Annotated in this window: 23 protein-coding genes; 5 read left to right on the plus strand and 18 right to left on the minus strand. The window is 54.7% G+C overall.

From position 1 onward, the window contains the following. Positions 1-6: 6 nt before the first annotated feature. The 13 genes from BLU05_RS08830 to BLU05_RS08890 form a co-directional block, all read right to left on the minus strand. Positions 7-2538, minus strand: coding sequence for a sensor histidine kinase (locus tag BLU05_RS08830; RefSeq protein ID WP_091879316.1), 2532 nt, complete (start codon positions 2536-2538; stop codon positions 7-9). Between the two features lie 207 nt (positions 2539-2745). Next, positions 2746-4146, minus strand: a complete 1401-nt coding sequence (ahcY, locus tag BLU05_RS08835; protein WP_091879317.1) for an adenosylhomocysteinase — start codon at positions 4144-4146, stop codon at positions 2746-2748. Positions 4147-4288: 142 nt separating this feature from the next. Continuing rightward, complete coding sequence (locus BLU05_RS08840; protein WP_175540551.1) at positions 4289-5086, minus strand: glutamate racemase; 798 nt, start codon at positions 5084-5086, stop codon at positions 4289-4291. A 1-nt stretch (position 5087) separates the two neighbouring features. After that, positions 5088-5402, minus strand: coding sequence for an HPr family phosphocarrier protein (locus BLU05_RS08845; RefSeq protein WP_091879320.1), 315 nt, complete (start codon positions 5400-5402; stop codon positions 5088-5090). 13 nt (positions 5403-5415) lie between these two features. Continuing rightward, positions 5416-5817: a PTS sugar transporter subunit IIA gene (locus tag BLU05_RS08850; protein ID WP_091879322.1), complete on the minus strand. Its 402-nt coding sequence runs from the start codon at positions 5815-5817 to the stop codon at positions 5416-5418. A 184-nt stretch (positions 5818-6001) separates the two neighbouring features. Then, positions 6002-6460 carry an HPr kinase/phosphorylase gene (locus BLU05_RS08855; protein ID WP_091879323.1) on the minus strand — a complete coding sequence of 153 codons (459 nt, stop codon included), beginning with the start codon at positions 6458-6460 and terminating at the stop codon, positions 6002-6004. Next, positions 6460-8247, minus strand: coding sequence for a sensor histidine kinase (locus BLU05_RS08860; protein ID WP_091879325.1), 1788 nt, complete (start codon positions 8245-8247; stop codon positions 6460-6462). The genes BLU05_RS08855 and BLU05_RS08860 overlap by 1 nt, the downstream gene beginning before the upstream one ends. Positions 8248-8393: 146 nt before the next feature. Next, positions 8394-9113 carry a response regulator transcription factor gene (locus BLU05_RS08865; RefSeq protein WP_162700334.1) on the minus strand — a complete coding sequence of 240 codons (720 nt, stop codon included), beginning with the start codon at positions 9111-9113 and terminating at the stop codon, positions 8394-8396. Positions 9114-9292: 179 nt separating this feature from the next. Beyond that, positions 9293-10018, minus strand: a complete 726-nt coding sequence (locus BLU05_RS08870; RefSeq protein WP_091879328.1) for a ribonuclease activity regulator RraA — start codon at positions 10016-10018, stop codon at positions 9293-9295. 15 nt (positions 10019-10033) lie between these two features. After that, positions 10034-11770 carry an L-arabinonate dehydratase gene (gene araD / locus BLU05_RS08875; protein WP_091879329.1) on the minus strand — a complete coding sequence of 579 codons (1737 nt, stop codon included), beginning with the start codon at positions 11768-11770 and terminating at the stop codon, positions 10034-10036. A 46-nt stretch (positions 11771-11816) separates the two neighbouring features. After that, positions 11817-12686 (minus strand): ABC transporter permease, encoded by an 870-nt coding sequence (locus BLU05_RS08880; RefSeq protein WP_091879331.1) that lies wholly within the window; start codon positions 12684-12686, stop codon positions 11817-11819. Between the two features lie 4 nt (positions 12687-12690). Next, on the minus strand, positions 12691-13503 hold the full coding sequence (locus BLU05_RS08885) for an ABC transporter ATP-binding protein (RefSeq protein ID WP_091880193.1): 813 nt from the start codon (positions 13501-13503) through the stop codon (positions 12691-12693). An 88-nt stretch (positions 13504-13591) separates the two neighbouring features. Next, positions 13592-14593: an ABC transporter substrate-binding protein gene (locus BLU05_RS08890; protein WP_091879332.1), complete on the minus strand. Its 1002-nt coding sequence runs from the start codon at positions 14591-14593 to the stop codon at positions 13592-13594. 139 nt (positions 14594-14732) lie between these two features. Between BLU05_RS08890 and BLU05_RS08895 the strand changes: the two genes are divergently transcribed. From BLU05_RS08895 to BLU05_RS08915, 5 genes are all read left to right on the plus strand, one after another. Further along, entirely contained in the window at positions 14733-15425 is a 693-nt protein-coding gene (locus BLU05_RS08895) for a GntR family transcriptional regulator (protein WP_091879334.1), read from the plus strand. Between the two features lie 198 nt (positions 15426-15623). Next, positions 15624-17237, plus strand: coding sequence for a phosphoenolpyruvate carboxykinase (locus tag BLU05_RS08900; RefSeq protein WP_091879335.1), 1614 nt, complete (start codon positions 15624-15626; stop codon positions 17235-17237). A 93-nt stretch (positions 17238-17330) separates the two neighbouring features. Then, positions 17331-17768 (plus strand): alternative ribosome rescue aminoacyl-tRNA hydrolase ArfB, encoded by a 438-nt coding sequence (gene arfB, locus BLU05_RS08905; RefSeq protein WP_091879337.1) that lies wholly within the window; start codon positions 17331-17333, stop codon positions 17766-17768. Between the two features lie 109 nt (positions 17769-17877). Further along, positions 17878-18336, plus strand: coding sequence for a peptidoglycan-binding protein LysM (gene lysM / locus BLU05_RS08910; RefSeq protein ID WP_091879338.1), 459 nt, complete (start codon positions 17878-17880; stop codon positions 18334-18336). Between the two features lie 73 nt (positions 18337-18409). Continuing rightward, the gene (locus BLU05_RS08915; protein WP_091879340.1) at positions 18410-19024 is read left to right on the plus strand and encodes an alpha-ketoglutarate-dependent dioxygenase AlkB family protein; all 615 of its coding nucleotides are present in this window, start codon (positions 18410-18412) and stop codon (positions 19022-19024) included. On the opposite strand, the gene coaA is transcribed toward BLU05_RS08915, so the two are convergent. The 5 genes from coaA to hisH are packed head-to-tail and all read right to left on the minus strand — an operon-like array spanning position 19011 to position 22534. Then, positions 19011-19967 carry a type I pantothenate kinase gene (gene coaA, locus BLU05_RS08920; protein ID WP_091879341.1) on the minus strand — a complete coding sequence of 319 codons (957 nt, stop codon included), beginning with the start codon at positions 19965-19967 and terminating at the stop codon, positions 19011-19013. The two genes, BLU05_RS08915 and coaA, sit on opposite strands and share 14 nt — an antisense overlap. Positions 19968-20020: 53 nt before the next feature. Beyond that, a complete protein-coding gene (locus BLU05_RS08925; protein ID WP_091879343.1) occupies positions 20021-20344 on the minus strand; it encodes a phosphoribosyl-ATP diphosphatase in 324 nt (107 codons plus the stop codon). Next, positions 20341-21147 (minus strand): imidazole glycerol phosphate synthase subunit HisF, encoded by an 807-nt coding sequence (hisF, locus tag BLU05_RS08930; RefSeq protein WP_091879344.1) that lies wholly within the window; start codon positions 21145-21147, stop codon positions 20341-20343. Before hisF ends, BLU05_RS08925 begins: the two co-directional genes overlap by 4 nt. Then, positions 21144-21887 (minus strand): 1-(5-phosphoribosyl)-5-[(5-phosphoribosylamino)methylideneamino]imidazole-4-carboxamide isomerase, encoded by a 744-nt coding sequence (hisA, locus tag BLU05_RS08935; RefSeq protein WP_091879346.1) that lies wholly within the window; start codon positions 21885-21887, stop codon positions 21144-21146. Before hisA ends, hisF begins: the two co-directional genes overlap by 4 nt. After that, a complete protein-coding gene (gene hisH, locus BLU05_RS08940) occupies positions 21884-22534 on the minus strand; it encodes an imidazole glycerol phosphate synthase subunit HisH (protein WP_091879347.1) in 651 nt (216 codons plus the stop codon). Before hisH ends, hisA begins: the two co-directional genes overlap by 4 nt.

Below are 22534 nucleotides of genomic sequence, written 5' to 3' on the forward strand. Positions count from 1 at the left end.
GGCGCCTTATTCGGCAGCAATGCTGAAAGTGCGCGCTTCCAGCGGGAAGCGGCAAGTGACCAGCGTTCCCCTGCCAGCGGCACTGCTGATGTCCACCTTGCCGCCATGCAACTCCACAAAACCCTTGACGATAGACAGACCAAGACCGGCGCCGCGCTTGCGCCCGCCATTGGGATAGGGCTGGAAGCGCTTGAAGATGCTGTCGAGAACATAGTCAGGCATGCCGGGACCATTGTCCTGAACGCTGAAAATCATCTCGCCCGGCTCGCGCCTGCAAGTCAAAGTAATCGTGCTGCCTTCCGGCGCATAATTGACGGCATTGCTCAGGAGATTGGAAAGTACCTGCTTGACCCGGCTGGCATCAGCGCGGAAGGAACCGGCGCCTGAGGCAATGTGTGTGTCGAGCAGGATGTTATGCTCCTTCAATCGCTCCGCCACTTTTTCAGAGGCTGTGGCGACGGCATCGGCAACGGAAACGTCACTGATATCGAGCTCCATAATTCCGGCGTCAACGGTAGCAAGGTCGAGAATATCGTTGACGATGGTCAACAGGACCGAAGAGGACGTGCCGATATGATCAAGATAATCGCGCTGGCGCTCGTTGAGCGGTCCGGTCATCGGCGTCTGCAACAGTTCGGTGAAGCCCATGATGTTGGTAAGCGGCGAGCGCAGCTCGTAGGACACATGCTGAACGAAATCATTCTTCAATTCGTCCGTGCGCTCCAGCGCCTCATTCTTCTCTTTCAGAGCCCGTTCGACCTGGACGGAATCCGTCACATCGACAAATGTCAGCATGGTTTGGCCGCTCGGCAAAGGCGCGGAAGCGAAATAGAGAATCTTGCCGGTTGTCAGCTCAATATGGCCCGACAGGGATTCCCGCTTGTCATCGAAGCCCGTGACAGTGGTTACGAAAGTCTCCCACTGCGCCGCGTTGGAGACCGGTTCGCACAGGCGGCGTATGGCCGAAATATGCATTCCCTCGGCGATCTGCTCGGCTTTTAGCGACCAAAGCGAGGCAAAGGCTGGATTTGACAGCCTGATCTTGCCGTCAGAACCAAACACGGCCACACCTTCAGCCAGATGGTCCAATGTCTGGCCCTGTACCTTGATGAGCGTATTGTACCGGCTTTCCAGTTGAAGCTTTTCAGTCAGGTTTTCGAAGACCCAGGTCACGCCGCCCTTTGGCTGCGGATTAACAATGACGCGCAAGGTGCGGCCATCGGTCAAATGCCACAAATGCTCCTGCGATTCGACCGAATGATAGGCCGAGAGCATGGATTCCTTCCATCGGCGCCAATCCGGCTGCTCTGGCAAAGTGCCATCGCTGCGGAAACGGTCCAGCAGCATGGCATTGTCAGGCCGGCTTTCGAGCAATGCGGTTTCCAACCCCCACAGCTTGGCAAAAGCCTGATTGAAGAATTGCAGCTTCCTGTTCGCGTCGAACATCGCAACAGCGGAATTCAACTGATCCAGCGTGTCCGAATGATTAAGGACCGTGCGTTTGAATTCCTCACGCACCAGTTCAATATCGCTCACATCATTGGCAAGACCGGCGGAGCCCGCACTGCTGGCCACATCCGTGACCCGGAACACATGGCGATCGCCGCCCACGACCGTGGAAAGCTCGTCTCGGAACGCTTGGGCTGTAGCTTTCTCACGCTCAATGCGTTCGCGCGCCTGAACGCCGAAAAGTTCGCGGGCTTCCGCCACAGCAATATTCACATCATTGCCATCAACGGCCTTGGCATAGGCCATATTAACCCAATTGAGCTTGCCGCTCCTGTCGCGGCTCCACGCGGGCATTTCCAGCTGTTCCAGCAAGCCGCGCAAGGTCGTCAGCGCTTCGTTGAGCTGATAGTTTTCCGTTTTGAGCAAGGCCTGTGTCGCGCGCGCTTCGCCGAGACTGATAAAACGAACAATGGCATAGCTGCCTGAGGTACGACCCTGAATTTCCAGCGGCGTGCCCTTTGATGTTTCAACGACAATGTCGAAGGGACGAGCCTTGCCACGCAAAGCCTCGATGGAGCGATCAAGCAAGGTCGCGGAATCGATCCGCAACCAGCGCCCATAGGCAAGAAACAGGGAGCGGTCTTCCGGAATGCCTATTTCCTGCGGCAGACTGCCGACGAGATTGGGCGTCGTGGAATTGCCTTCCCAGACAACGACCCGTTGATCTTTGAGATTGAGCAGAGCTTCGCTGCGCTGAACGGCAACATTGAGATCGGCGACTTTATCGCGCAACTGCCGGTTTTCACTGGCGATACGGCTGCGCTCGCGGATCAGCCAGCCGGCTGACAAGAGGGCCGCGCCCATTGCGCCCAGGAACATGGCAAACTGGATGACTTCAAAAGTGCCGAATGCCACGCCGAACGGGGTGTTGATCTTGCCAAGCGGGTCATTGGCATGGGCAGCGATGCATGTCGCACCAAGGAATGAAAGGGTCGAGCCGGCTCCTGCCAGCGCAGTCCGCAGTTTCTTCAGCACCCGCCTTCCGCGTGCTGCATCTTTTCCGCGAACATCCCCATCAACAATTTTCATAACAGCCGTCGTCGCCCCATCCTGAGAGATATCTCATGTTCCAACCCATCTGATTGATCCAACCATTTGGCCCATCTGGAAGAAAGCTATCCCGAATCACTACAATAAACCCTTGGCGAATCGACGGGAAGAACTCAGCGCAAAAAAGAAAGCCGAAGAATTTGTCAATCCTTCGGCTTCCATATATTGTGGGTATTGGTTAACGGATTAATACCTGTAGTGGTCCGACTTGAAAGGACCAGTCGGCGTTACGCCGATATAGGCAGCCTGCTCGTCCGAAAGGGTCGTCAATTTTGCACCGAGCTTGTCGAGATGCAGGCGCGCGACCTTTTCATCAAGGTGCTTTGGCAGAACATAGACCTCATTCTTGTACTGTTCACCACGGCTGTAGAGCTCGATCTGAGCCAGAACCTGATTGGTGAACGAAGCTGACATGACGAAGCTTGGATGACCTGTGGCGTTGCCCAGATTGAGCAGACGACCTTCGGACAGAAGCAACATACGCTTGCCATCAGGGAAGGAAATCATGTCGACCTGTGGCTTGATGTTGTTCCACTTGAGGTTGCGCAGTGCCGAGACCTGAATCTCGTTGTCGAAGTGACCGATGTTACCAACGATCACCATGTCCTTCATCTTGCGCATGTCATCGAGCTTGATGACATCCTTGTTGCCTGTGGTGGTGATGATGATGTCTGCGGTCGGCGCAGCATCTTCAAGTGTAACCACTTCGAAACCGTCCATGGCCGCCTGCAGGGCGCAGATCGGATCAACTTCTGTGACCTTGACGCGAGCGCCAGCACCGAGCAGCGACTGTGCCGAGCCCTTGCCGACGTCGCCATAACCGCAAACCACGGCAACCTTGCCAGCCATCATGACGTCAGTGGCGCGGCGGATGCCGTCAACCAGTGATTCCTTGCAGCCATACTTGTTGTCGAACTTCGACTTGGTCACGCTGTCATTGACGTTGATCGCCGGGAAAGGCAGGAGGCCCTTCTTCTGCAGCTGGTACAGACGGTTTACACCGGTCGTTGTTTCTTCCGTCACGCCCTTGATGGCATCACGCTGCTTGGTGAAGAAACCTGGGGTTTCCTTCATGCGCTTCTTGATCTGGGCAAAGAGAATTTCTTCTTCTTCGCTTTCAGGCTTGGACAGAACGTCTTCACCAGCTTCAGCGCGTGCGCCGATCAGGATGTACATGGTGGCATCGCCGCCATCATCGAGAATCATGTTGGACGGCTGACCATCTGGCCACTGGAAAATCCTGTCGGTATAGGTCCAGTATTCTTCCAGCGACTCGCCCTTGACGGCGAAAACCGGCGTGCCAGTTGCGGCGATTGCGGCAGCGGCGTGGTCCTGTGTCGAGAAGATGTTGCACGATGCCCAGCGCACGGTAGCGCCAAGAGCCTGCAATGTTTCGATCAGAACTGCCGTCTGGATCGTCATATGAAGCGAACCGGTGATGCGTGCGCCCTTGAGTGGCTTGGACGTGCCAAACTCTTCGCGGCTTGCCATCAGGCCCGGCATTTCGGTTTCGGCGATTTCAATTTCCTTGCGGCCCCATGCGGCCAGCTCAAGGTCCTTGACAATAAAATCCTGGTTATCGGCCATCTGTTGTCAGCTCCGTCTTTGTTTTTCGGGTCCAGCCGCCATTCCGAGGCGACCGGAGGTGGCTGTTGACTATCAGATTAGGGTGGATCGCACAATGGGATATAAAGAAATCCTTATGCGTGCATATCCGAAGGCATTGGTTCTATTGAAAAGGCGGCGGGACGATACGGATTGGAATATCAATCTGCAGCTTTGCCAGCATCGCCCGGAATGCATCCGCAGGGTATTCCGGGCTTTCTGTCACCAGTGCAGTCGTCATGCCGGAACCTGACGTTCCCGCACCAATCGTTTGGACAATCGCATCAGCCGGATCAAGAAACCGGCATGATGGGCGGCCATTCTCAAAATAGGAACGCAGCCATGGCAAATGCGTGCTCGACAGGGTGAGCACATCGATATCCGGATGATCCAGAAAAACATCGCGCAGAAAAACATCGACCTTTCGCTGCGTCCCAGCGGGATCGAAGAGAAAGTCGCCGTTTTCGACAAGATCAACCATGGGAGAGGCATTGATCAACGCGACGGCATCTGGATCACTCGTATGCTTGCCAACAAATTGTCTTAGCTGCGGGCTCTCGACCATGGATTGAACACCCATGATACCGACCTTGCCGGTTTGGCTTTGCGACAAAGCGTCCGCCAGAGGCGGCAAAACACCAAAAAGCGGCACCTCCACCATGGATTTCAACTCATCCATAACTGTGATGGACGGCACGTTGGACGCAACAATAATGGCTGACGGTTCATGCTGCGAGAGGAATCGTATCGTCCGGTCCATGACCGTCAGAAGCTCGTGACGGGATTTCCGTCCATAGGGGAAACTCGCACGATCAGCGAAATAGAGAATGTCCTGCTTTGGCAGCCTACGCCGTATCAGATCAACGATCGCATAGCTGCCAATGCCCGCATCAAACACCGCAATCGGACGGACAAGCGACAAATCAGGCTTCTTCGCCAAATTTGTCGGCGATGAGCGCGCCAAGCGCCATCATGACGTCGCTGGCCTGACGGCCTGATGCGCTGACCTTGATGCAACAGCCGGGTGAAGCGGCAAGCATCATCAATCCCATGATGGAGGTCCCACCGACGGTCATGCCGTCCTTCTCGACGCGCACATGAGCATCGTAGCCATCGACCAGCTGGACAAATTTGGCAGAAGCACGCGCATGCAGCCCGCGCCGGTTGACGATCTCGAAAGATGACACCAGCGCATTATCAGGATCGAATGTCCCGGTGGTTTCTCCTGTCAGGCGCATGCTTGTTCAACCTCTATTTCGCTGTCAGCACCTGACTGGCCACATTGATGTATTTACGTCCGGCATCCTGACCTTCGCGCAGCGACGCAGCCATATCATTGGTCACGCGCACGCTGGAAAGCTTGATCAGCATGGGCAGGTTAACGCCGGCTATGACCTCAATCCGCCCCGATTCCATCACTGAAATTGCCAGATTGGACGGAGTGCCGCCAAACATATCTGTCAAAATAATGACGCCATTGCCGCTGTCAGCACGCGCCACAGCGTCGACAATGTCGCGCCTGCGTTGCTCCATATCATCATCGGCACCGATTGAGACGGTTTCCAAATACTCTTGCTGGCCGACAACATGCTCAACAGCATGATGAAATTCTTCGGCCAGTCTTCCGTGCGTCACAAGCACGAGTCCGATCATTCTGAAACTGCTCCTGTCGCGCCAGCCCATTGGGATCAGGCTTTTTTCTGCGCATTGAATGCCCCACTTGGCAGGTGTCGCATTTTGGCAGGACGAATTGCGAAGGCAAGCGGAAAAATGACTTGAGGGTAAGTGTCAGTCATTTTATCGCAGGCTAATAACGCAACCAATTGATCTCAATACATTATTTTTTCCAGACAGGCCGAAAAAGCCTGGCTTCAACCGCACGGCAGGCAGCATTTATTGCCCATTTTGGCAGAATGAGATGTGCGATTGCGACGCCGTGAAGACAAGTTATAGCATCTTCGCCAAAACGAACCGATTGGTTCGGTTCGACCAGATCGACCACAAGGTGAATGACAGCGCTTTCTTCAAAATCTGCAGCGTGTAAACCCGACCCGCGTACTTCCAGACCGCCATGCAGGGCAAGCGGCGTTGTACAAAGCAGGCGACCTGACTCCGCGCGAATTCGGCACTGATCGTCACTGACAAGGATTGCGAACATGCCTCTATAGGCAGCCCGATCCATAAGCGCCTGAACGAGCGATGATTTTCCCGATCCGGAATTTCCGCAAACGAGCACGCCGCGATCACCGACGAGCACGGCGCTGGCATGAATCAGCTCACCATCTTCGCTTTGCATCAGATCTCGGCCGGTAGAATCGCGGTGAAGCGGGCACCGAGATAATTTTCAGAATCATTTGGATCGATAATGTTTTCCGCATTCAGCGTGCCGCCGTGAGCCTCGATGATCTGGCGGCTGATGGAAAGACCAAGGCCGGAATTCTGGCCAAAAGCTTCGCCCGACGGCCGATCCGTATAGAATCGCTCAAAAATACGATCAATCTGCTCGACACGAATGCCCGGGCCATTGTCTTCGACCAGAATGCGGACACGATCACCCATATGTTGCAGTGAAACGGTGATGGCGCCATGTTCTTCAGGCACGAAAGATCGCGCGTTTTCAATCAGATTGGAGACGACCTGACCAAGGCGCAGATCATGGCCAACAACAAAAAAGCCCTTTTTGTTTGGTGGCAGCTTGCCCACCACAAAGTCGATCTGCGTGTCTTTCTTGTTGCGGCGCACTTCGCGCGCGGCAGTCACCAGATTGCCAAGCAGGAACTTGAGATCCACATGCTCCGAATCTTCACGCGCCAGTTCCGCGTCCAGACGCGAGGCATCGGAAATATCCGTGATAAGACGATCCAGTCGGCGCACATCGTGCTGGATGACATCAAGCAGTCGCTTGCGTGAATCATCATTCTTGGCCAGCGGCAAAGTCTCCACCGCACTTCGAAGCGACGTCAGCGGGTTCTTCAGTTCGTGGCTGACATCAGCGGCAAAACTCTCGATCGATTCGATACGGGCATAGAGCGCATTGGTCATGTCGCGGATAGAGGTGGACAGGTGGCCGATCTCGTCCTGACGTTCGGAGAAATCAGGAATTTCTTCGCGGTTTTTGACACCGTGGCGGACGCGATCCGCTGCGGCGGCAAGACGGCGCAAGGGATTGGCAATCGTTGACGCCAGAAACAGCGAAAGAATGGCCATAACCAGCGCGGCAACGGTAAACACACGAATAATCGCATAGCGTTCGCCCTGAACGATCTTATCGATATCGCCGCCTTCGGTGGAAAGCAGCAGAACGCCAAGCACAGCGCGGAAGCGCTGAATTGGCACGGCAACCGAGACGATCTGCTCGCCCTTTTCCGTCATGCGAACAATGGTGGCGGGTTGTCCGGTCAATGCCTTGACGATTTCAGGGAAGGACGCACCGTTACCACCGGGTTGCTCCTGATAGATCGGCAGATCGCTCCGGCGAAGCAGCCGGGTCATGCGATTGGTAAGCCGCTCCAGAAAAGTGGGCTGATCCCCCTCAATGGGCGGCAGTTCGTAACGCAGCACCTGACCGCGCGAATAAAGATGGCGTGAATCCAGCAGGAGGTTGGAATCGCGATCGTAAATACGCGCGCGGGTTCGGGTTGGCTGGATAAGTTGCCGCAACACAGGGGCAACCCTTTCCGGATTGATCGGGAAATCAAGATTATCCAGCACATCCGGCGATGGCGTTATGCTCTGCCCGGCCTGCAGTTCCAGCAGCTTCTCCGGATCAACCGAGATGGAGTTTGTATCGACAGTGGCTTCCGAGGCTATGGCTGCCGCGATGATCTCACCCTGCGTCATCAGGCTTTCGACACGCGCATCAATCAGCCCATCGCGGAACTGATTGAGATACATGATGCCGGACAAGAGCACTGCCAGACCCGCAAGATTGAGAAACAGAATGCGGCGGGTCAGGCTTGAAAACAGATAATTGCCAAACAACCGATTGAGTGGTTGCAGGAATCGCCTCACGGCAAGCGAACGCTTCCGGCGCATGACGGCGCTCTTGCGCGTAACATTGCTGCCTTGGAGTCCGGCTACCATTTCTGCCTCAGAACATCGTAAATGGGCTGTCTCATCGCACTCAAAACGCGCCGAGACAATCTTATTCTACAGGGGATCACGCATGCGTGAAATTACCATGCGTGATCTTTAGCCCATTTATACGCAAACAACAGGTATAATCAGGATCACGTTTCCCTGAAACGATACCCCACGCCGTACAATGTCTCGATCATATCGAAATCATCATCGACGACCTTGAACTTCTTGCGCAGGCGCTTGATGTGACTGTCAATCGTCCGATCATCCACATAGACCTGCTCATCATAGGCCGCATCCATCAAGGCATCGCGGCTTTTGACAACGCCCGGGCGCTGGGCCAGCGAGTGCAGAATGAGGAATTCGGTCACAGTCAATGTCACAGGTTCACCCATCCAGGTGCAGGTGTGGCGTTCCTGATCCATGACAAGCTGACCACGTTCCAGTGATTTGGCCTGCGGGCTGCCGGGCTTGGCGGCGCCTTCACGCGCAGCAACACGGCGCAATACCGCCTTGACGCGTTCGACCAGAAGACGCTGCGAGAACGGCTTGGTGATGAAATCATCCGCGCCCATCTTGAGGCCGAAGAGTTCATCGATCTCGTCGTCCTTGGACGTCAGGAAGATAACAGGCAGGTCGGACTTCTGGCGCAGACGGCGCAGGAGTTCCATTCCATCCATGCGCGGCATCTTGATATCGAAAATGGCAAGATTTGGCGGACGAGCCATCAGGCCGTCGAGTGCCGAAGCGCCGTCGGTATAAGTCTCGACACGATAACCTTCCGATTCAAGCGCAATCGATACGGACGTCAGAATATTGCGATCGTCGTCAACGAGCGCGATGGTCTGCATTGCGGGTACTTCCCTCATGCCCTGCTTTTCCTTGTTTAAAAGGTTAAATCCGATCGTGCTTGTGCCGGACAAATTAGGTACAAAATGTGGCACAGATCGAAAGTCATGTCATCCCGTGTCATTTTCACACGACAATTGCAGGCAATTGCTGAAGTCTTACTCATCAATTTCAACCGGAAAAGCAGATAAAAGCGGGTCTACCGCCCATTCTTTTTGCGCCAGACAGCAAATTCAGCTTTGGGTTTGTCGCTCGTTGCAGGGTAAAGCCCGATAATTGAAGCGCCACCCATCACCTGTTCAGTGACGAAATCTTCATAGGCTGTCATCTCGACTGTTTCATCGGCTATCGCGTCCGCAAGATGCTGAGGTATGACAATGACACCCTCATTATCGCCGACCAGTACATCGCCAGGAAACACCGCAACGTCGCCGCAGCCAATCGGCACATTGATGTCATAGGCCTGATGATGTGTGAGATTGGTGGGGGCCGATGGCCGGTTGTGATAGGCATGGATAGACAGACCAGCAATTTCCGGACTGTCGCGGAAACCACCATCGGTGACAACGCCGGCGACGCCGCGAACCTGCAGCCGCGAGATCAGAATGGAACCTGCCGAGGCTGCACGCGCATCTTTGCGGCTGTCCATGACAAGGATGGCGCCCGTCGGACACTGCTCGACGGCAGCGCGTTGTGGGTGGTTTGGGTTCTTGAACACATCGATGGTGTTCAGGTCTTCACGGGCCGGGATATAGCGCAGGGTGAAGGCTTGGCCGACCATATTACGGCTTTTCGCAGAAAGCGGGCGGACGTCCTGAATAAACTGGTTGCGTAGTCCACGTTTGAACAGTGCTGTGGCAATGGTCGGTGTCGCGACGCCCATCAGTTTTTCGCGCGTTTCTGGCTTTAGATCATAGTTTGTCATGTCAGATCCTTGGGGTCAGTAAATATCTGGTTCAGGGGCGGATGGTCCGAATCGTGTCTCAAGAAAGTCAAAATCCGCGCCCGTGTCAGCCTGTCCCACATGGCGGGCAAACATCCAGCCATACCCTCGGCCGGCTTTCTCAGCTGGTTTTACCCAATTCCGACGGCGATGTTCGAGTTCGCTGTCATCAACAAGCATGTCGATCCGGCGTGCGTTCAGGTCGAGCCTGATAATATCGCCGGTTTTCAAAAGTGCGAGCGGACCACCGACATGCGACTCGGGAGAGACGTGGAGAACACAAGCGCCATAGCTGGTACCGCTCATCCGGGCATCGGAAAGGCGAAGCATGTCGCGATAGCCCTGTTTTAACAGAGCCTTTGGCATAGGCAGCATGCCCCATTCAGGCATGCCGGGGCCACCCTGCGGTCCGGCGCCGCGCAGCACAAGAACGTGGTCCGGCGTCACATCCAGATTCTCATCGTCAATCGCGGCTTTCATCTCGGGATAGCTGTCAAACACAAGGGCGGGGCCCTCATGTTGATGAAAACGCGGATCGCAGGCGGCAGGTTTTATCACGGCCCCCGTTGGCGCCAGATTGCCTTTGAGCACTGCAAGCGAGCCCTCCTGATACACAGGATTATCGAGCGAGCGGATGACATCATCATTGAAACACTCGGCTCCTTCCAATGTTTCTCCGAGCGTTCGTCCGGAGACGGTAAGCACGGAAAGATCAAGTTTGCTGGCAAGCTTTGCCATAAGCGCCCGCAGGCCTCCGGCGTAATAAAAATCCTCCATCAGATAGGTATTGCCGGTTGGTCTTATGTTGGCGAGAACAGGCGTCGAGCGACCCGCTCTGTCGAGATCGTCCATTGTCAGGTCCACCCCGGCACGGCGGGCCATGGCGACCAGATGAACAATAGCGTTGGTTGAGCAGCCCGTGGCCATAGCCACCGCAACCGCGTTATCGACAGCCGCCTTCGTCAGAATTTTGCCGGGAACAAGATCCTCCCATACCATATTCACGATACGCCGCCCGACGGCGGATGACATGCGGATATGGTTGGAGTCTGCCGCAGGTATTGAACTCGCACCGGGCAATGTCAGCCCCATGGCCTCGGCGATTGCCGTCATGGTGCTCGCTGTCCCCATGGTCATGCAGTGCCCATAGGATCGGGCAATCCCTGCTTCCACTTCCACCCATTCCTCAGTCGAAAGATTACCTGCACGCCGCTCGTCCCAGAATTTCCAGGCATCGGAGCCCGAGCCCAAAGCTTTGCCGCGATAATTGCCACGCAGCATGGGACCGGCGGGCAGATAGATCATCGGCAATCCGGCGCTTAATGCGCCCATGACCAGCCCCGGCGTGGTCTTGTCACAACCGCCCATCAACACAGCGCCATCGACCGGATGGGAACGCAGCAATTCCTCGGCCTCCATGGCCAGCATGTTGCGATAAAGCATGGTCGTTGGTTTGACATAACTTTCGGACAGCGACAGCGCTGGCAATTCCAGAGGAAATCCTCCCGCCTGAAATACACCGCGCTTTACGTCTTCAACGCGATGCTTGAAGTGAGCATGGCACGGATTGGCATCGGACCAAGTGTTGAGGATAGCAATCACAGGTTTGCCAGCCCACTCTTCCGGCGCATAGCCCATCTGCATCGTTCTTGAGCGGTGCCCGGAACTGCGCAGATCATCCGGGGCGAACCAACGCGCGCTCCTCAACATGTCCTGTGTTTTCTTGACTGTCATGACTGAACCTCGAGGCGTATGCGGCTTTGGCAGAAGGAAAATCCGTTCATTCCTTCATTCCCCATTTTTGAATCGTGTGGCGTTCAATCGTCTGAAAGACGAGGTTTTCAACGACAAGACCAATGATGATGACGGTCAGCAAACCGGCAAACACGGCCGGGATATCCAGCAGATTGCGGTTCTCGAAGATGAACCAACCAAGACCGCCCTGCCCGGATGAAACGCCAAATACGAGTTCGGCGGCAATTAGCGTGCGCCAGGCAAAGGCCCAACCGATCTTCAATCCGGTTAAAATTGACGGAAAGGCCGCCGGCACCAGAATCCGCAAAACATAGGATAGTCCCGTTAGCCCATAATTTCCGCCAACCATACGCAGAGTTCTGGAAACACCGAGAAACCCCGCATGGGTGTTGAGCGCCACAGCCCAGAGCACCGAATGGATAAGAACGAAGACAAGACTGGAAGCACCGAGCCCAAACCAGATCAGGGCCAGCGGCAGCAGCGAGATGGCGGGCAAGGGATTGAACATCGCCGTCATGGTTTCGAGAAAGTCGGTGCCTATGCGCGTATTGATCGCGAGAATGGTCAACAGCGCGGCAAGTGCCGTGCCCGCCACATATCCAGTTATCAGCACTTGAAGCGTTGTCCAGATGCGCGCTGGCAATACGCCATCGGCAAAACGATCATACATTGTAATGAGTGTATCGCTGAGCGTCGGGAACAGCAGAGGGTTATCGAGATAAACAGCATATGCTTGCCAAATTAATGCCAGCACGATGATCAGCACCGTCTTGCGTACGGCACTGATGCCCCACACCAGTTCCAGTGTTCCAAGTTTCTGTTCGACCTCAGCCACATTGGAATGCGGCCGGTTCGTCGTGACGTCGGAAGCGAGTATGATTTGTGGATTGGCCATAGTGTTATTCCCTGTGACCCGGTTCAGAAAAGAGCAGATTGTGAATGTCGCGTTCCAGTGCAGCGGCACTACCGTCATCCGTGCGTGCCTGATCAACATCGATAACTTCGGCCTTGACGCGCCCCGGATGTGGCGAAAGCAGAAGAATCCGATTGGAAATCTTGATGGCTTCGGCAATCGAGTGGGTCACGAAGATGACGGTGAATTTCGTATCGTCCCAAAGCTGTAGAAGCTCATCCTGCATCTGGCGGCGGGTGAGCGCGTCAAGGGCAGCAAAGGGTTCGTCCATCAGCAGGATATCCGGTTGCATGGCCATGCCTCGGGCGATAGCCACACGCTGTTTCATGCCGCCTGACAATGTATGGGGGTAGCTATCAGCAGCGCGTGTCAACTTCACCTTGTCGATATAATCGCGTGCCCGTTCCTCCGCTTCGGCGCGCGGTAATTTCCGCGCAACCAGCAAAGGAAACATCACATTCTCAAGCACCGTCTTCCAAGGCAGGAGCTGGTCGAACTCCTGAAAAACCATCATGCGATCAGCACCGGGCTTTTTAACAGGACGTCCATTAATGTGAATGGAACCGCTGACCGGCGTCATATAGCCGCCCACCGCCTTTAAAAGCGTAGACTTGCCACAACCGGATGGTCCCAGAAGAACGAAGCGATCGGACTGTTCGACGGAAAAACTCACATCTTCCGTCGCTGTGACCAACAGATTTGGCGTCTTGTACCGCAGCGTTACCTTGTCGACAGTGAGAAGCGATCTACTCGCCCCTTGCCCGTGGGCATCGGCAGTTTCGGTTATTCCATGGGTCATTCGCTGAGTGGCCTGCAACATATCGGCTCCATAGATTTGAACGGGCGCAACCACGGCAGATGTGCCGGGGCGCTTGCTTGTCCGGATGTCAGTTGCCTTTGAGATCGGCGGATTCAGGCAGATAATAATCTGTCCAGGCCGCAGGCATTGTCTTGAGCGTCCCGATCTTGTGCAGGTGCGTCGCGAACTTCATCGTCCCCTGAGGATCGGTGCGAAATTCCATCATGTCTGGCTGTTCAAGGATTTTCACCAGCGCATCAAGATCGGTCTTATCACCGGATATTTGCTTATATTCACTCAAGGCTTCCCGCGGATTTTTCTTGATCAGGTCAATTGCTTCGACTGTCGCTTCCCGCAATGCCTTGACAAGCACCGGATTTGAATCGGCAAAAGCTGTCGTGGTGAAAAAGGTTGCCTGTGTCAGCGGTCCGCCAATAATGTCCTTGGAATTGGCGACGACGTGATTTCCCGCGGCAATCTCAAGATATTGAAACGGCGGAGCAGAAAAATGACTGGCGACTTCATGGTTCTTGTTTGCCAGTGCCGCCATTGCGTCCGGATGGCCGAGTTGCACGGTGTTGGGGTCGAAATGCTTGGTATCAGCTTCACCGAACATTTGCGCCGCGGCCATTTGCAGCAAAATCGCCTGTGTTGAAACGCCCACCGTCGGCACGGCAATCTTGTCAGTCGGCCCGATATCTTTCAACGATTTGATCTTGGGATCACGGGATACAAGGATGACAGGCTGCGCCGAGCTGGTGATTATCCCCTTTACCTTTCCGCGCGTCCTGTCCCACAGAAGCAACAGATTGCCTGTGCCGGTATTGACCACGTCGACATTGCCTGAGAGCAATGCATCGGTTTGCGCACCACCGCCGCTGAACGTCCGCCAATTGACGGTGACGCCCTTGAGCCCATCTTCAGCCGCGTGTTTTTCAATGAGCTTCTGGGTCTCCATGACATGACTTGCCAGATAGAGAATACCTGGCTGGCGTGTGATCGAAATCTCGGTTTTTTGCTGAGCAAGTGCCGCAGAGCACGAACCCAATATCAAACCAAGTGCGGTAATCCCGCGAACAAGCAATCGCATTTCTTCCTCCCGATTATTTCTTTGATTTCCGATTGGCGACGATCCTCCATCCTCGCTTATTTGCATTAAAGCACTAATGCATCAGTACATCAACAAAACAATTGTGCTAATGTCGCAGGAGCAAACGAGAGAATCAGACATGAGCGACAGGGTGAACGGCGGCATTCTTGATCGGACCCGGCAAGTGGCCCATCAAATCCATGAAATTTTGCGGGAACGGATTCTCGCGGTGGAGCTTGTTCCGGGAACCATCTTGTCGCGCGCATCCCTGCAGCTGGAATTCGGAGTCAGTCAAACACCTGTCAGGGACGCGCTAATGCGCCTGGAAGAGGAAGGGATCGTTGAAGTCTATCCGCAATACGCCACCGTGGTTGCGCGAATTGACATCAACCATGCACGGCAAGCGCAGTTTCTCAGACTTTCAATTGAACTGGAGGCCGTGCGGCGATTGACCTTAGAATGTCCCGAACAATTGGCTGATGACCTCGATCATATTTTGACCCGCCAGCAAATGGTCGCCTCCCCGCAGACATTTGATCTGTTCGATACACTCGACAAGGAATTTCACCGCAAAATTTACGAACGAGCCAACATTCTCAACCTGTGGGCGACGGTGCGTCGCCAAAGTGTGCATCTTGATCGCCTGCGCCGCCTCAATCTCCCAATGCCCGGAAAGATGCAGACGGTATTGGCCGATCACAGAGGCATCATCGATGCGATCAGATCGAAAAACCCCGGCGCAGCGGAGAGTGCCGTTCGCAAACATCTTTCCGGAACACTGTCCATCATTGATCTCATCAGCGAGCAGTTTCCCGACTACGTCCGTCAGTGATGCGCAAGGCAAACCCGTCCTGTGGATTTTGATCATTTAAAACGATTTAGATATTTTTTAAATTCTTTAAATCGATTAAACATTTGATACTACTCATTTTTTCTGCTTTTGACGTGATGTGCCCGCATTCATGCTGGAAGATGTGTGAGGCGGCGTATTCTAATATTGACCCTGAACCTTCTTAACAACGGCGGACACATGACTAGAGAGACCGGTATCCATAACGCGGCGATCGCGCTCGGCACCTCAGGCTTGAAGGAGCTTTCGGCGGTCTATTATAATTTCGGAGCCGCTGAGCTTTACGAAGAGACTTTGCGCCGCGGCGAAGCACAGCTGACGGCACAAGGCGCACTGGTTGCAAAGACCGGCCAGCACACAGGCCGTTCACCCAAGGACAAGTTTGTCGTGCGCGATGCGTCGACGGAAGATCATGTCTGGTGGGATAACAATGCCCCAATGACTCCAGAAGCATTTGAATTGCTTTATGCAGACTTTGCCGAACATGCCAAAGGCAAGGAAGTTTTCGTTCAGGACCTCATTGGCGGTGCTGACAAGGATTACAGCCTGAACACCCGCGTGATCACGGAATTCGCTTGGCATTCCCTGTTCATTCGCAATCTTCTGATCCGTCCGGAACGCGAAGCACTCGCAAGTTTCGTGCCCAAAATGACGATCATTGATCTGCCTTCATTCCGCGCCGATCCCAAGCGGCACGGAACCCGTACTGAAACGGTTATTGCCGTTGATCTTACACGCATGATCGTTCTCATCGGCGGCTCGGCCTATGCGGGTGAAATGAAGAAGTCTGTCTTCACCGCCCTGAACTATCTCCTGCCTGCCAAGGGCGTCATGCCTATGCATTGCTCGGCCAATGAAGGTCCAGATGGTGATGCGGCAGTGTTTTTCGGTCTTTCGGGCACTGGCAAGACGACACTTTCAGCTGATCCGACCCGCACATTGATCGGCGATGACGAACATGGCTGGGGCGAACACGGCGTTTTCAACTTCGAAGGTGGCTGCTATGCCAAGACAATCCGGCTTTCGGCTGAAGCAGAACCGGAAATCTACGCAACAACACAGCGTTTCGGCACAGTGCTTGAGAATGTCGTTCTCGATGAAAACCGGGTTCCGGATTTCAATGACGGCTCCCTGACCGAGAACACGCGCTGCGCCTATCCGCTGGATTTCATTCCAAACGCATCCAAAACTGGCAAAGCGGGCCACCCGAAGAATATCATCATGTTGACGGCAGATGCGTTCGGTGTGATGCCGCCCATTGCCAAGCTGACGCCAGCGCAGGCCATGTACCACTTCCTTTCCGGATATACGGCAAAGGTCGCCGGGACGGAACGCGGTGTCACGGAACCGGAAGCCACGTTCTCGACCTGTTTCGGTGCACCGTTCATGCCCCGTCACCCTTCGGAATATGGCAATCTCCTGCGTCAGCTCATTGCTGAACATGGTGTGGATTGCTGGCTGGTCAATACTGGCTGGACCGGCGGTGCCTATGGAACAGGCAAGCGCATGCCCATCAAGGCGACACGCGCTCTTCTGAGTGCTGCTCTTGACGGTTCGCTGAAGGATGCAGAGTTCCGCACAGACCCGAACTTCGGTTTTGCCGTACCGGTTGCTGTACCCGGCGTGGACACATCGATTCTCGACCCGCGCTCAACCTGGGCCGACAAGCAGGCTTACGACGCGCAGGCCAAGAAGCTGGTTGGCATGTTTGTCACCAATTTCGGCAAGTTCGAAAGTCACGTCGATAGCGATATCCGCGCTGCGGCTCCGCACACGCCGGTTGCTGCCGAATAATCCGGGTTCTACTTCCCAAACTGAAGCCCCGCTGTTCACCAGCGGGGCTTTTTTGTGCTTTCCGCCCAGAAAAGATTAGGTTACCAATCCCGCATGGAAGAGAACCGCAACCAGATCAAAATCACCAACCGGATCTACGTCCATGAGGATGATCTGGAGGAGAGTTTCATTCGCTCCGCCGGCCCGGGCGGACAGAACGTCAACAAGGTTTCCACAGCCGTGCAATTGCGATTTTTCGCAGCACGGGCTGGACTGCCCGACGAAGTGCTGGCACGGCTTTTGAAACTTGCGGGTCAACGGGGCACCAAGGATGGTGACGTCCTCATCGAAGCCAGCCGGTTTCGCACCCAGGAGCGCAATCGGGAAGATGCACGCGAACGCATGATCGCTCTGATTGCCAAGGCAGCAGAACCACCGCCGCCGCCACGCAAGAAAACCAGACCAACAAAGGGGTCTATCGAACGCCGCCTTAAAGTAAAAGCGGGTCGTTCTGACGTGAAAAAGATGCGCGGACGGGTCAAAGGAGATTAGTGTCGGGAACAGAACGTGACTGAACGTTGTTATTCTTTGCTTTTCAAGCTCGACGGGTAATGTAACAACCCTAATCGTCGGTTTGAACAATCAACAAGGAGAGCCAGACATGGGACTATTCGATTTTGTTAAATCAGTCGGCAAGAAAGTCGGTATCGGTGGTGACGAGCCTCAGGCAGACGATCTGAAAAAAGAGCTCGATTCGCACAACCTCGGTACTGATAAGGTCGACGTTGTGGTCGAAGGCGACAAGGCTATCCTCAAGGGCAGCGTCACCAATCAGGAAATTCTGGAAAAGGCCATTATTGCTGTCGGCAATTCACTCGGCGTTTCCAAAGTCGATACTGGCGGGCTCGCGGTCGATAACACCACCACCGGTTCTGTAGCCAAAGACCCGGTTTTCTACACCGTCAAAAAAGGCGACAATTTGTGGAAGATCGCTGAAGCGGTCTATGGCAAAGGCAAGGGCGTGAAGAACACGGCAATCTTCGAAGCCAACAAGCCGATGCTGACCAGCCCGGACAAGATCTATCCCGGACAGGTCCTGCGCATTCCGTCGATCGACTGATCGCGCTGACTCATACAAGGACCCGGCCTTCTTTGACGTCCGGGTCTTTGTTTCTCATTCATCAGGTCACGCCATGCTACTGCTTGCGCCCGGCATCCGATACTTCCCCGATTATCTTGATTTGAACGAGCAATCCGCTCTGGTTGAAGAGATCAGGACCATCGTTGCCCAAGCACCGCTCTATATCCCTGCCATGCCCAAAACCGGCAAGGAAATGAGCGTGCGCATGACCAATTGCGGTTCACTTGGCTGGGTAACGGATAAGGAACGCGGCTACCGCTATCAGGCCATTCATCCGGTCACGCAAAAGCCATGGCCAGATATCCCGCAGCGCCTGCTCACCCTTTGGAACAAGGTCGGAGATTTCGCACTTCCTCCGGAAGCCTGCCTCGTCAATTTTTATGCTGAAACCGCGAAGATGGGCTTGCATCAGGATCGCGACGAACAGAACCTTGTTGCTCCTGTCGTTTCCATATCCCTGGGTGATACCTGCCTTTTCCGCTTTGGCGGCGTGGAACGCAATGACAGGACACAGTCCATCAAGCTCAAGAGTGGCGATGTGATTGTGCTGGGCGGTGAAGGCCGCCTTGCGTTTCACGGCGTCGACCACATCTATCCCGGCACATCGACACTTCTGAAAAATACCGGCCGCATCAACCTGACGCTGCGGCGGGTTACAGCTTCCTGAGCGCAACTTCCTCAATGAGATGATTGCCGCCCTTGCGCAAGATGAGGTCCGCACGCGGACGCGTCGGCAGGATATTATCCTTCAGGTTCTTCAGATTGATACTGTTCCAAAGATTCTCGGCGATCGCGAGGGCAGAATCGTCCGATATGGTCGAGTAACGATGGAAGAAGGAGCTGGGGTCCTTAAAGGCGGTTTCCCGCAGCCGCATGAAACGGTGGATGTACCACTTGTGAATCTGCTCTTCATCCGCATCGATATAAATCGAAAAATCAAAGAAGTCGGAAACGAATGGCACCATTTTTCCATCTTCCGGCAGATCACGAACCTGCAGCACATTGATGCCTTCAAAAATCAGAATGTCAGGCGCATCGACGGTCTGGTACATCCCCGGCAGCACATCATAGGTCAAATGCGAATAGAGCGGCGCATTGACATTGCGCTGGCCAGCCTTGATCTGCGACAGGAATCGCAGGAGCATGCCGACATCATAGCTTTCCGGGAAACCCTTGCGCTCCATCAGGCCTTTCGAACGCAAGACATCGTTCGGATAAAGAAAGCCGTCCGTTGTGACCAGATCGACCTTGGGGCTTGAAGGCCAGCGGGCGAGCAATTCCTTCAGAATACGGGCAGTTGTCGACTTGCCAACGGCAACGGAACCGGCAATGCCAATGATAAAGGGCGTCTTGAAGGCGTCTCCCGTGTTGAGAAACTGGCGGCGCTGGTAAAATAGCAGCTGGCTGGCTTCGACATGGGCGGACAAAAGCCGTGACAATGACAGGTAAATCCGGTTGACCTCATCGAGGTCGATGGGATCGCCGAGCGAGCGCAGGCGCTTGACCTCATCATAGGTCAGCGTCATCGGCGTGTCGGCACGAAACTCCGCCCAACGCTCGGCACTGAAAAACCGGTAGGGCGAAAATTCGCTGGGTGCCAGTTGATCCATGACGTCCCCATCCCTTTGTCGTTCTAGCGCCTGTGATTTAAACATGGCTTTGGTCAACCATGCTCACGGGCGGCTTTTTCTTCAAGCCCGGTTTGCGCCGTACGTCGTTCCAGTTCTTTGAGGACGTCATCAAGTTTGACTCCGGAAAGTCCAAGAACAACAAGTAGATGATAGAGCAAATCTGCGCTTTCGGAAACAACGCCTTGCGCATCTCCAGACACGGCTGCAATAACAGTCTCAACGGCCTCTTCACCAAGCTTCTGGCTGGCTTTGCCGATACCCTTGGCATAGAGGCTGGCCGTATAGGATTTGGCATCCGAAGACGCAGCCCGTTCGGCTACGATCCGCTCAAGATCGGCAAGCGTAAATGCTGTCATCGTGCAACTCCGGTGGATGGGCGTATGGGATCAAGCCGCATGGGAATACCCGCGGCTGCCATATGGGCTTTCGCCTCGCCGATCGTATAAGTACCAAAATGGAAAATGGATGCGGCAAGAACCGCCGTGGCATGGCCTTCGCGGATACCCTCGACCATATGATCGAGATTACCAACACCGCCGGAAGCGATAACCGGCACACGTACCGCATCGGCAATGGCCCGCGTTACCGGAATGTCGTAACCGATCTTTGAACCATCACGATCCATTGACGTCAGAAGAATTTCGCCGGCGCCAAGGTCAACCACCTTGCGGGCAAATTCAATTGCATCAATGCCGGTTGCCTGCCGCCCGCCATGGGTGAATATTTCCCAGCGATCGATTTCGCCTGCTTTTGACACTTTCTTGGCATCAATCGCAACGACAATGCATTGATTGCCGAATTTATCAGCCGCCTCGGCGATAAACTCCGGATTTTTCACCGCTGCCGTGTTGATCGAAACCTTGTCGGCACCAGCAAGCAACAGCTTGCGGATATCAGCAACTGTCCGAACCCCGCCACCAACGGTCAGCGGCATGAAACACTGTTCAGCAGTACGGGCAACCACGTCAAATATGGTTTCGCGATTATCTGATGAAGCGGTGATATCGAGAAAACACAGCTCGTCTGCACCCGCAGCATCATAGGCCTTGGCCGCTTCAACGGGATCACCAGCGTCGACAAGATCGACAAAGTTGACGCCTTTGACGACACGGCCATCTTTCACATCAAGACAGGGAATAACGCGGGCTTTGAGGGTCATGCGGCGCGCTCCCGCGCTTCACGCAACACCTGCAGTGCCTCATGCGGATCAATACGCCCATCATAAAGCGCACGGCCTGAAATCGCGCCCTCAAGCTTGCGTGCATCAGGCATGGTCATGCGAACAACGTCCGCGAGGGAAGCAAGGCCTCCCGATGCAATCACCGGTATGGAAACCGCTTCCGCCAGTTGCAGCGTCGATTCCCAATTGATTCCAGCCAGAATGCCGTCGCGATCAATATCGGTATAAATGATCGCTGCTACACCAGCGCCTTCGAACTTCTTTGCCAGTTCAACGACCTCTAATGTTGACGCTTCCGCCCATCCTTCGACGGCTACCTTGCCGCCCTTGGCGTCGATACCGACAGCAATCTTGCCGGGAAACCTTTTACAGGCCTCGATAACCAGCCCCGGGTCACGCACAGCCACGGTGCCGAGAATGACGCGCGACAAGCCTTTGGCCAGCCAATTTTCAATATGGTCAAGCGTGCGAATGCCGCCACCAAGCTGAACCGGGTTTTTTGTTGCCTTCAGAATGGATTCTACCGCGGCACCATTGACGGACTGGCCAACGAAAGCGCCGTTGAGATCAACCACATGCAACCACTCAAACCCTTGATCTTCAAAGGACTTTGCCTGATCTGCCGGGTCTTCGTTATAGACCGTTGCCTGATCCATATCACCGAGCTTCAGCCGCACGCACTGACCGTCTTTCAGATCGATCGCGGGGAACAAAATCATGGCTGCCACCTCAGGAAATTGGCGATAAGGGCAAGACCCAGAGCCTGGCTCTTTTCCGGGTGAAACTGCGTGCCCACCATATTGTCATTGGCTACGGCTGCCGTAACCGGTCCGCCATAGTCGGTTACCGCCAGCACATCATTTTCAATTTCAGCATCCAGAAAATAGGAATGCACAAAATAGGCATGCAATCCGTCCGGGCCCGTTTTTATGCCATCGAACAGCGGATGCGGTCTGTTGAGGCGAAGCGTATTCCAGCCAATCTGTGGAATCTTCAGATTGGGGTCCGATGGTACCATTTCGCGGACATCGCCCTTGATCCAGTCGAAACCGGTGGAGATTGTCTTTTCCAATCCGCGCGATGACATGAGCTGCATGCCAACACAAATTCCCAAAAATGGCCGGGCTTTTTCGATAGCCACTTCGTGGATCGCTTCAGGCATGCCTGGCACCGCATGCAAGCCACGCCGGCAATCTGCATAGGCGCCGACGCCCGGCAAAACAATGCGGTCTGCGGTGCGCACCCGTTCGGCATCATCGGTCAGATCGATGGTGGCATTGATACCACTTTCCCGCGCAGCCCGTTCAAAAGCCTTGGTGGCCGAGCGCAGATTGCCCGATCCGTAGTCGATAATGGCAACACGCAT

It is taken from the genome of Phyllobacterium sp. OV277 (assembly GCF_900104355.1).
In the GTDB taxonomy this organism is placed as follows: Bacteria; Pseudomonadota; Alphaproteobacteria; order Rhizobiales; family Rhizobiaceae; genus Phyllobacterium.

Excerpts from the sequence above, each read along its gene's own strand:
- BLU05_RS08855 (WP_091879323.1), bottom strand. The coding sequence starts at position 6,460 with ATGCAAAGCGAAGATGGTGAGCTGATTCATGCCAGCGCCGTGCTCGTC.
- BLU05_RS08900 (WP_091879335.1), top strand. The coding sequence starts at position 15,624 with ATGACTAGAGAGACCGGTATCCATAACGCGGCGATCGCGCTCGGCACC.
- BLU05_RS08830 (WP_091879316.1), bottom strand. The coding sequence starts at position 2,538 with ATGAAAATTGTTGATGGGGATGTTCGCGGAAAAGATGCAGCACGCGGA.
- lysM (WP_091879338.1), top strand. The coding sequence starts at position 17,878 with ATGGGACTATTCGATTTTGTTAAATCAGTCGGCAAGAAAGTCGGTATC.
- BLU05_RS08850 (WP_091879322.1), bottom strand. The coding sequence starts at position 5,817 with ATGATCGGACTCGTGCTTGTGACGCACGGAAGACTGGCCGAAGAATTT.
- BLU05_RS08865 (WP_162700334.1), bottom strand. The coding sequence starts at position 9,113 with ATGAGGGAAGTACCCGCAATGCAGACCATCGCGCTCGTTGACGACGAT.
- BLU05_RS08880 (WP_091879331.1), bottom strand. The coding sequence starts at position 12,686 with ATGGCCAATCCACAAATCATACTCGCTTCCGACGTCACGACGAACCGG.
- arfB (WP_091879337.1), top strand. The coding sequence starts at position 17,331 with ATGGAAGAGAACCGCAACCAGATCAAAATCACCAACCGGATCTACGTC.
- hisA (WP_091879346.1), bottom strand. The coding sequence starts at position 21,887 with ATGATTTTGTTCCCCGCGATCGATCTGAAAGACGGTCAGTGCGTGCGG.
- hisH (WP_091879347.1), bottom strand. The coding sequence starts at position 22,534 with ATGCGTGTTGCCATTATCGACTACGGATCGGGCAATCTGCGCTCGGCC.
- ahcY (WP_091879317.1), bottom strand. The coding sequence starts at position 4,146 with ATGGCCGATAACCAGGATTTTATTGTCAAGGACCTTGAGCTGGCCGCA.
- BLU05_RS08885 (WP_091880193.1), bottom strand. The coding sequence starts at position 13,503 with ATGACCCATGGAATAACCGAAACTGCCGATGCCCACGGGCAAGGGGCG.
- BLU05_RS08890 (WP_091879332.1), bottom strand. The coding sequence starts at position 14,593 with ATGCGATTGCTTGTTCGCGGGATTACCGCACTTGGTTTGATATTGGGT.
- hisF (WP_091879344.1), bottom strand. The coding sequence starts at position 21,147 with ATGACCCTCAAAGCCCGCGTTATTCCCTGTCTTGATGTGAAAGATGGC.
- BLU05_RS08860 (WP_091879325.1), bottom strand. The coding sequence starts at position 8,247 with ATGGTAGCCGGACTCCAAGGCAGCAATGTTACGCGCAAGAGCGCCGTC.
- BLU05_RS08870 (WP_091879328.1), bottom strand. The coding sequence starts at position 10,018 with ATGACAAACTATGATCTAAAGCCAGAAACGCGCGAAAAACTGATGGGC.
- coaA (WP_091879341.1), bottom strand. The coding sequence starts at position 19,967 with ATGGATCAACTGGCACCCAGCGAATTTTCGCCCTACCGGTTTTTCAGT.
- BLU05_RS08925 (WP_091879343.1), bottom strand. The coding sequence starts at position 20,344 with ATGACAGCATTTACGCTTGCCGATCTTGAGCGGATCGTAGCCGAACGG.
- araD (WP_091879329.1), bottom strand. The coding sequence starts at position 11,770 with ATGACAGTCAAGAAAACACAGGACATGTTGAGGAGCGCGCGTTGGTTC.
- BLU05_RS08895 (WP_091879334.1), top strand. The coding sequence starts at position 14,733 with ATGAGCGACAGGGTGAACGGCGGCATTCTTGATCGGACCCGGCAAGTG.
- BLU05_RS08915 (WP_091879340.1), top strand. The coding sequence starts at position 18,410 with ATGCTACTGCTTGCGCCCGGCATCCGATACTTCCCCGATTATCTTGAT.
- BLU05_RS08845 (WP_091879320.1), bottom strand. The coding sequence starts at position 5,402 with ATGCGCCTGACAGGAGAAACCACCGGGACATTCGATCCTGATAATGCG.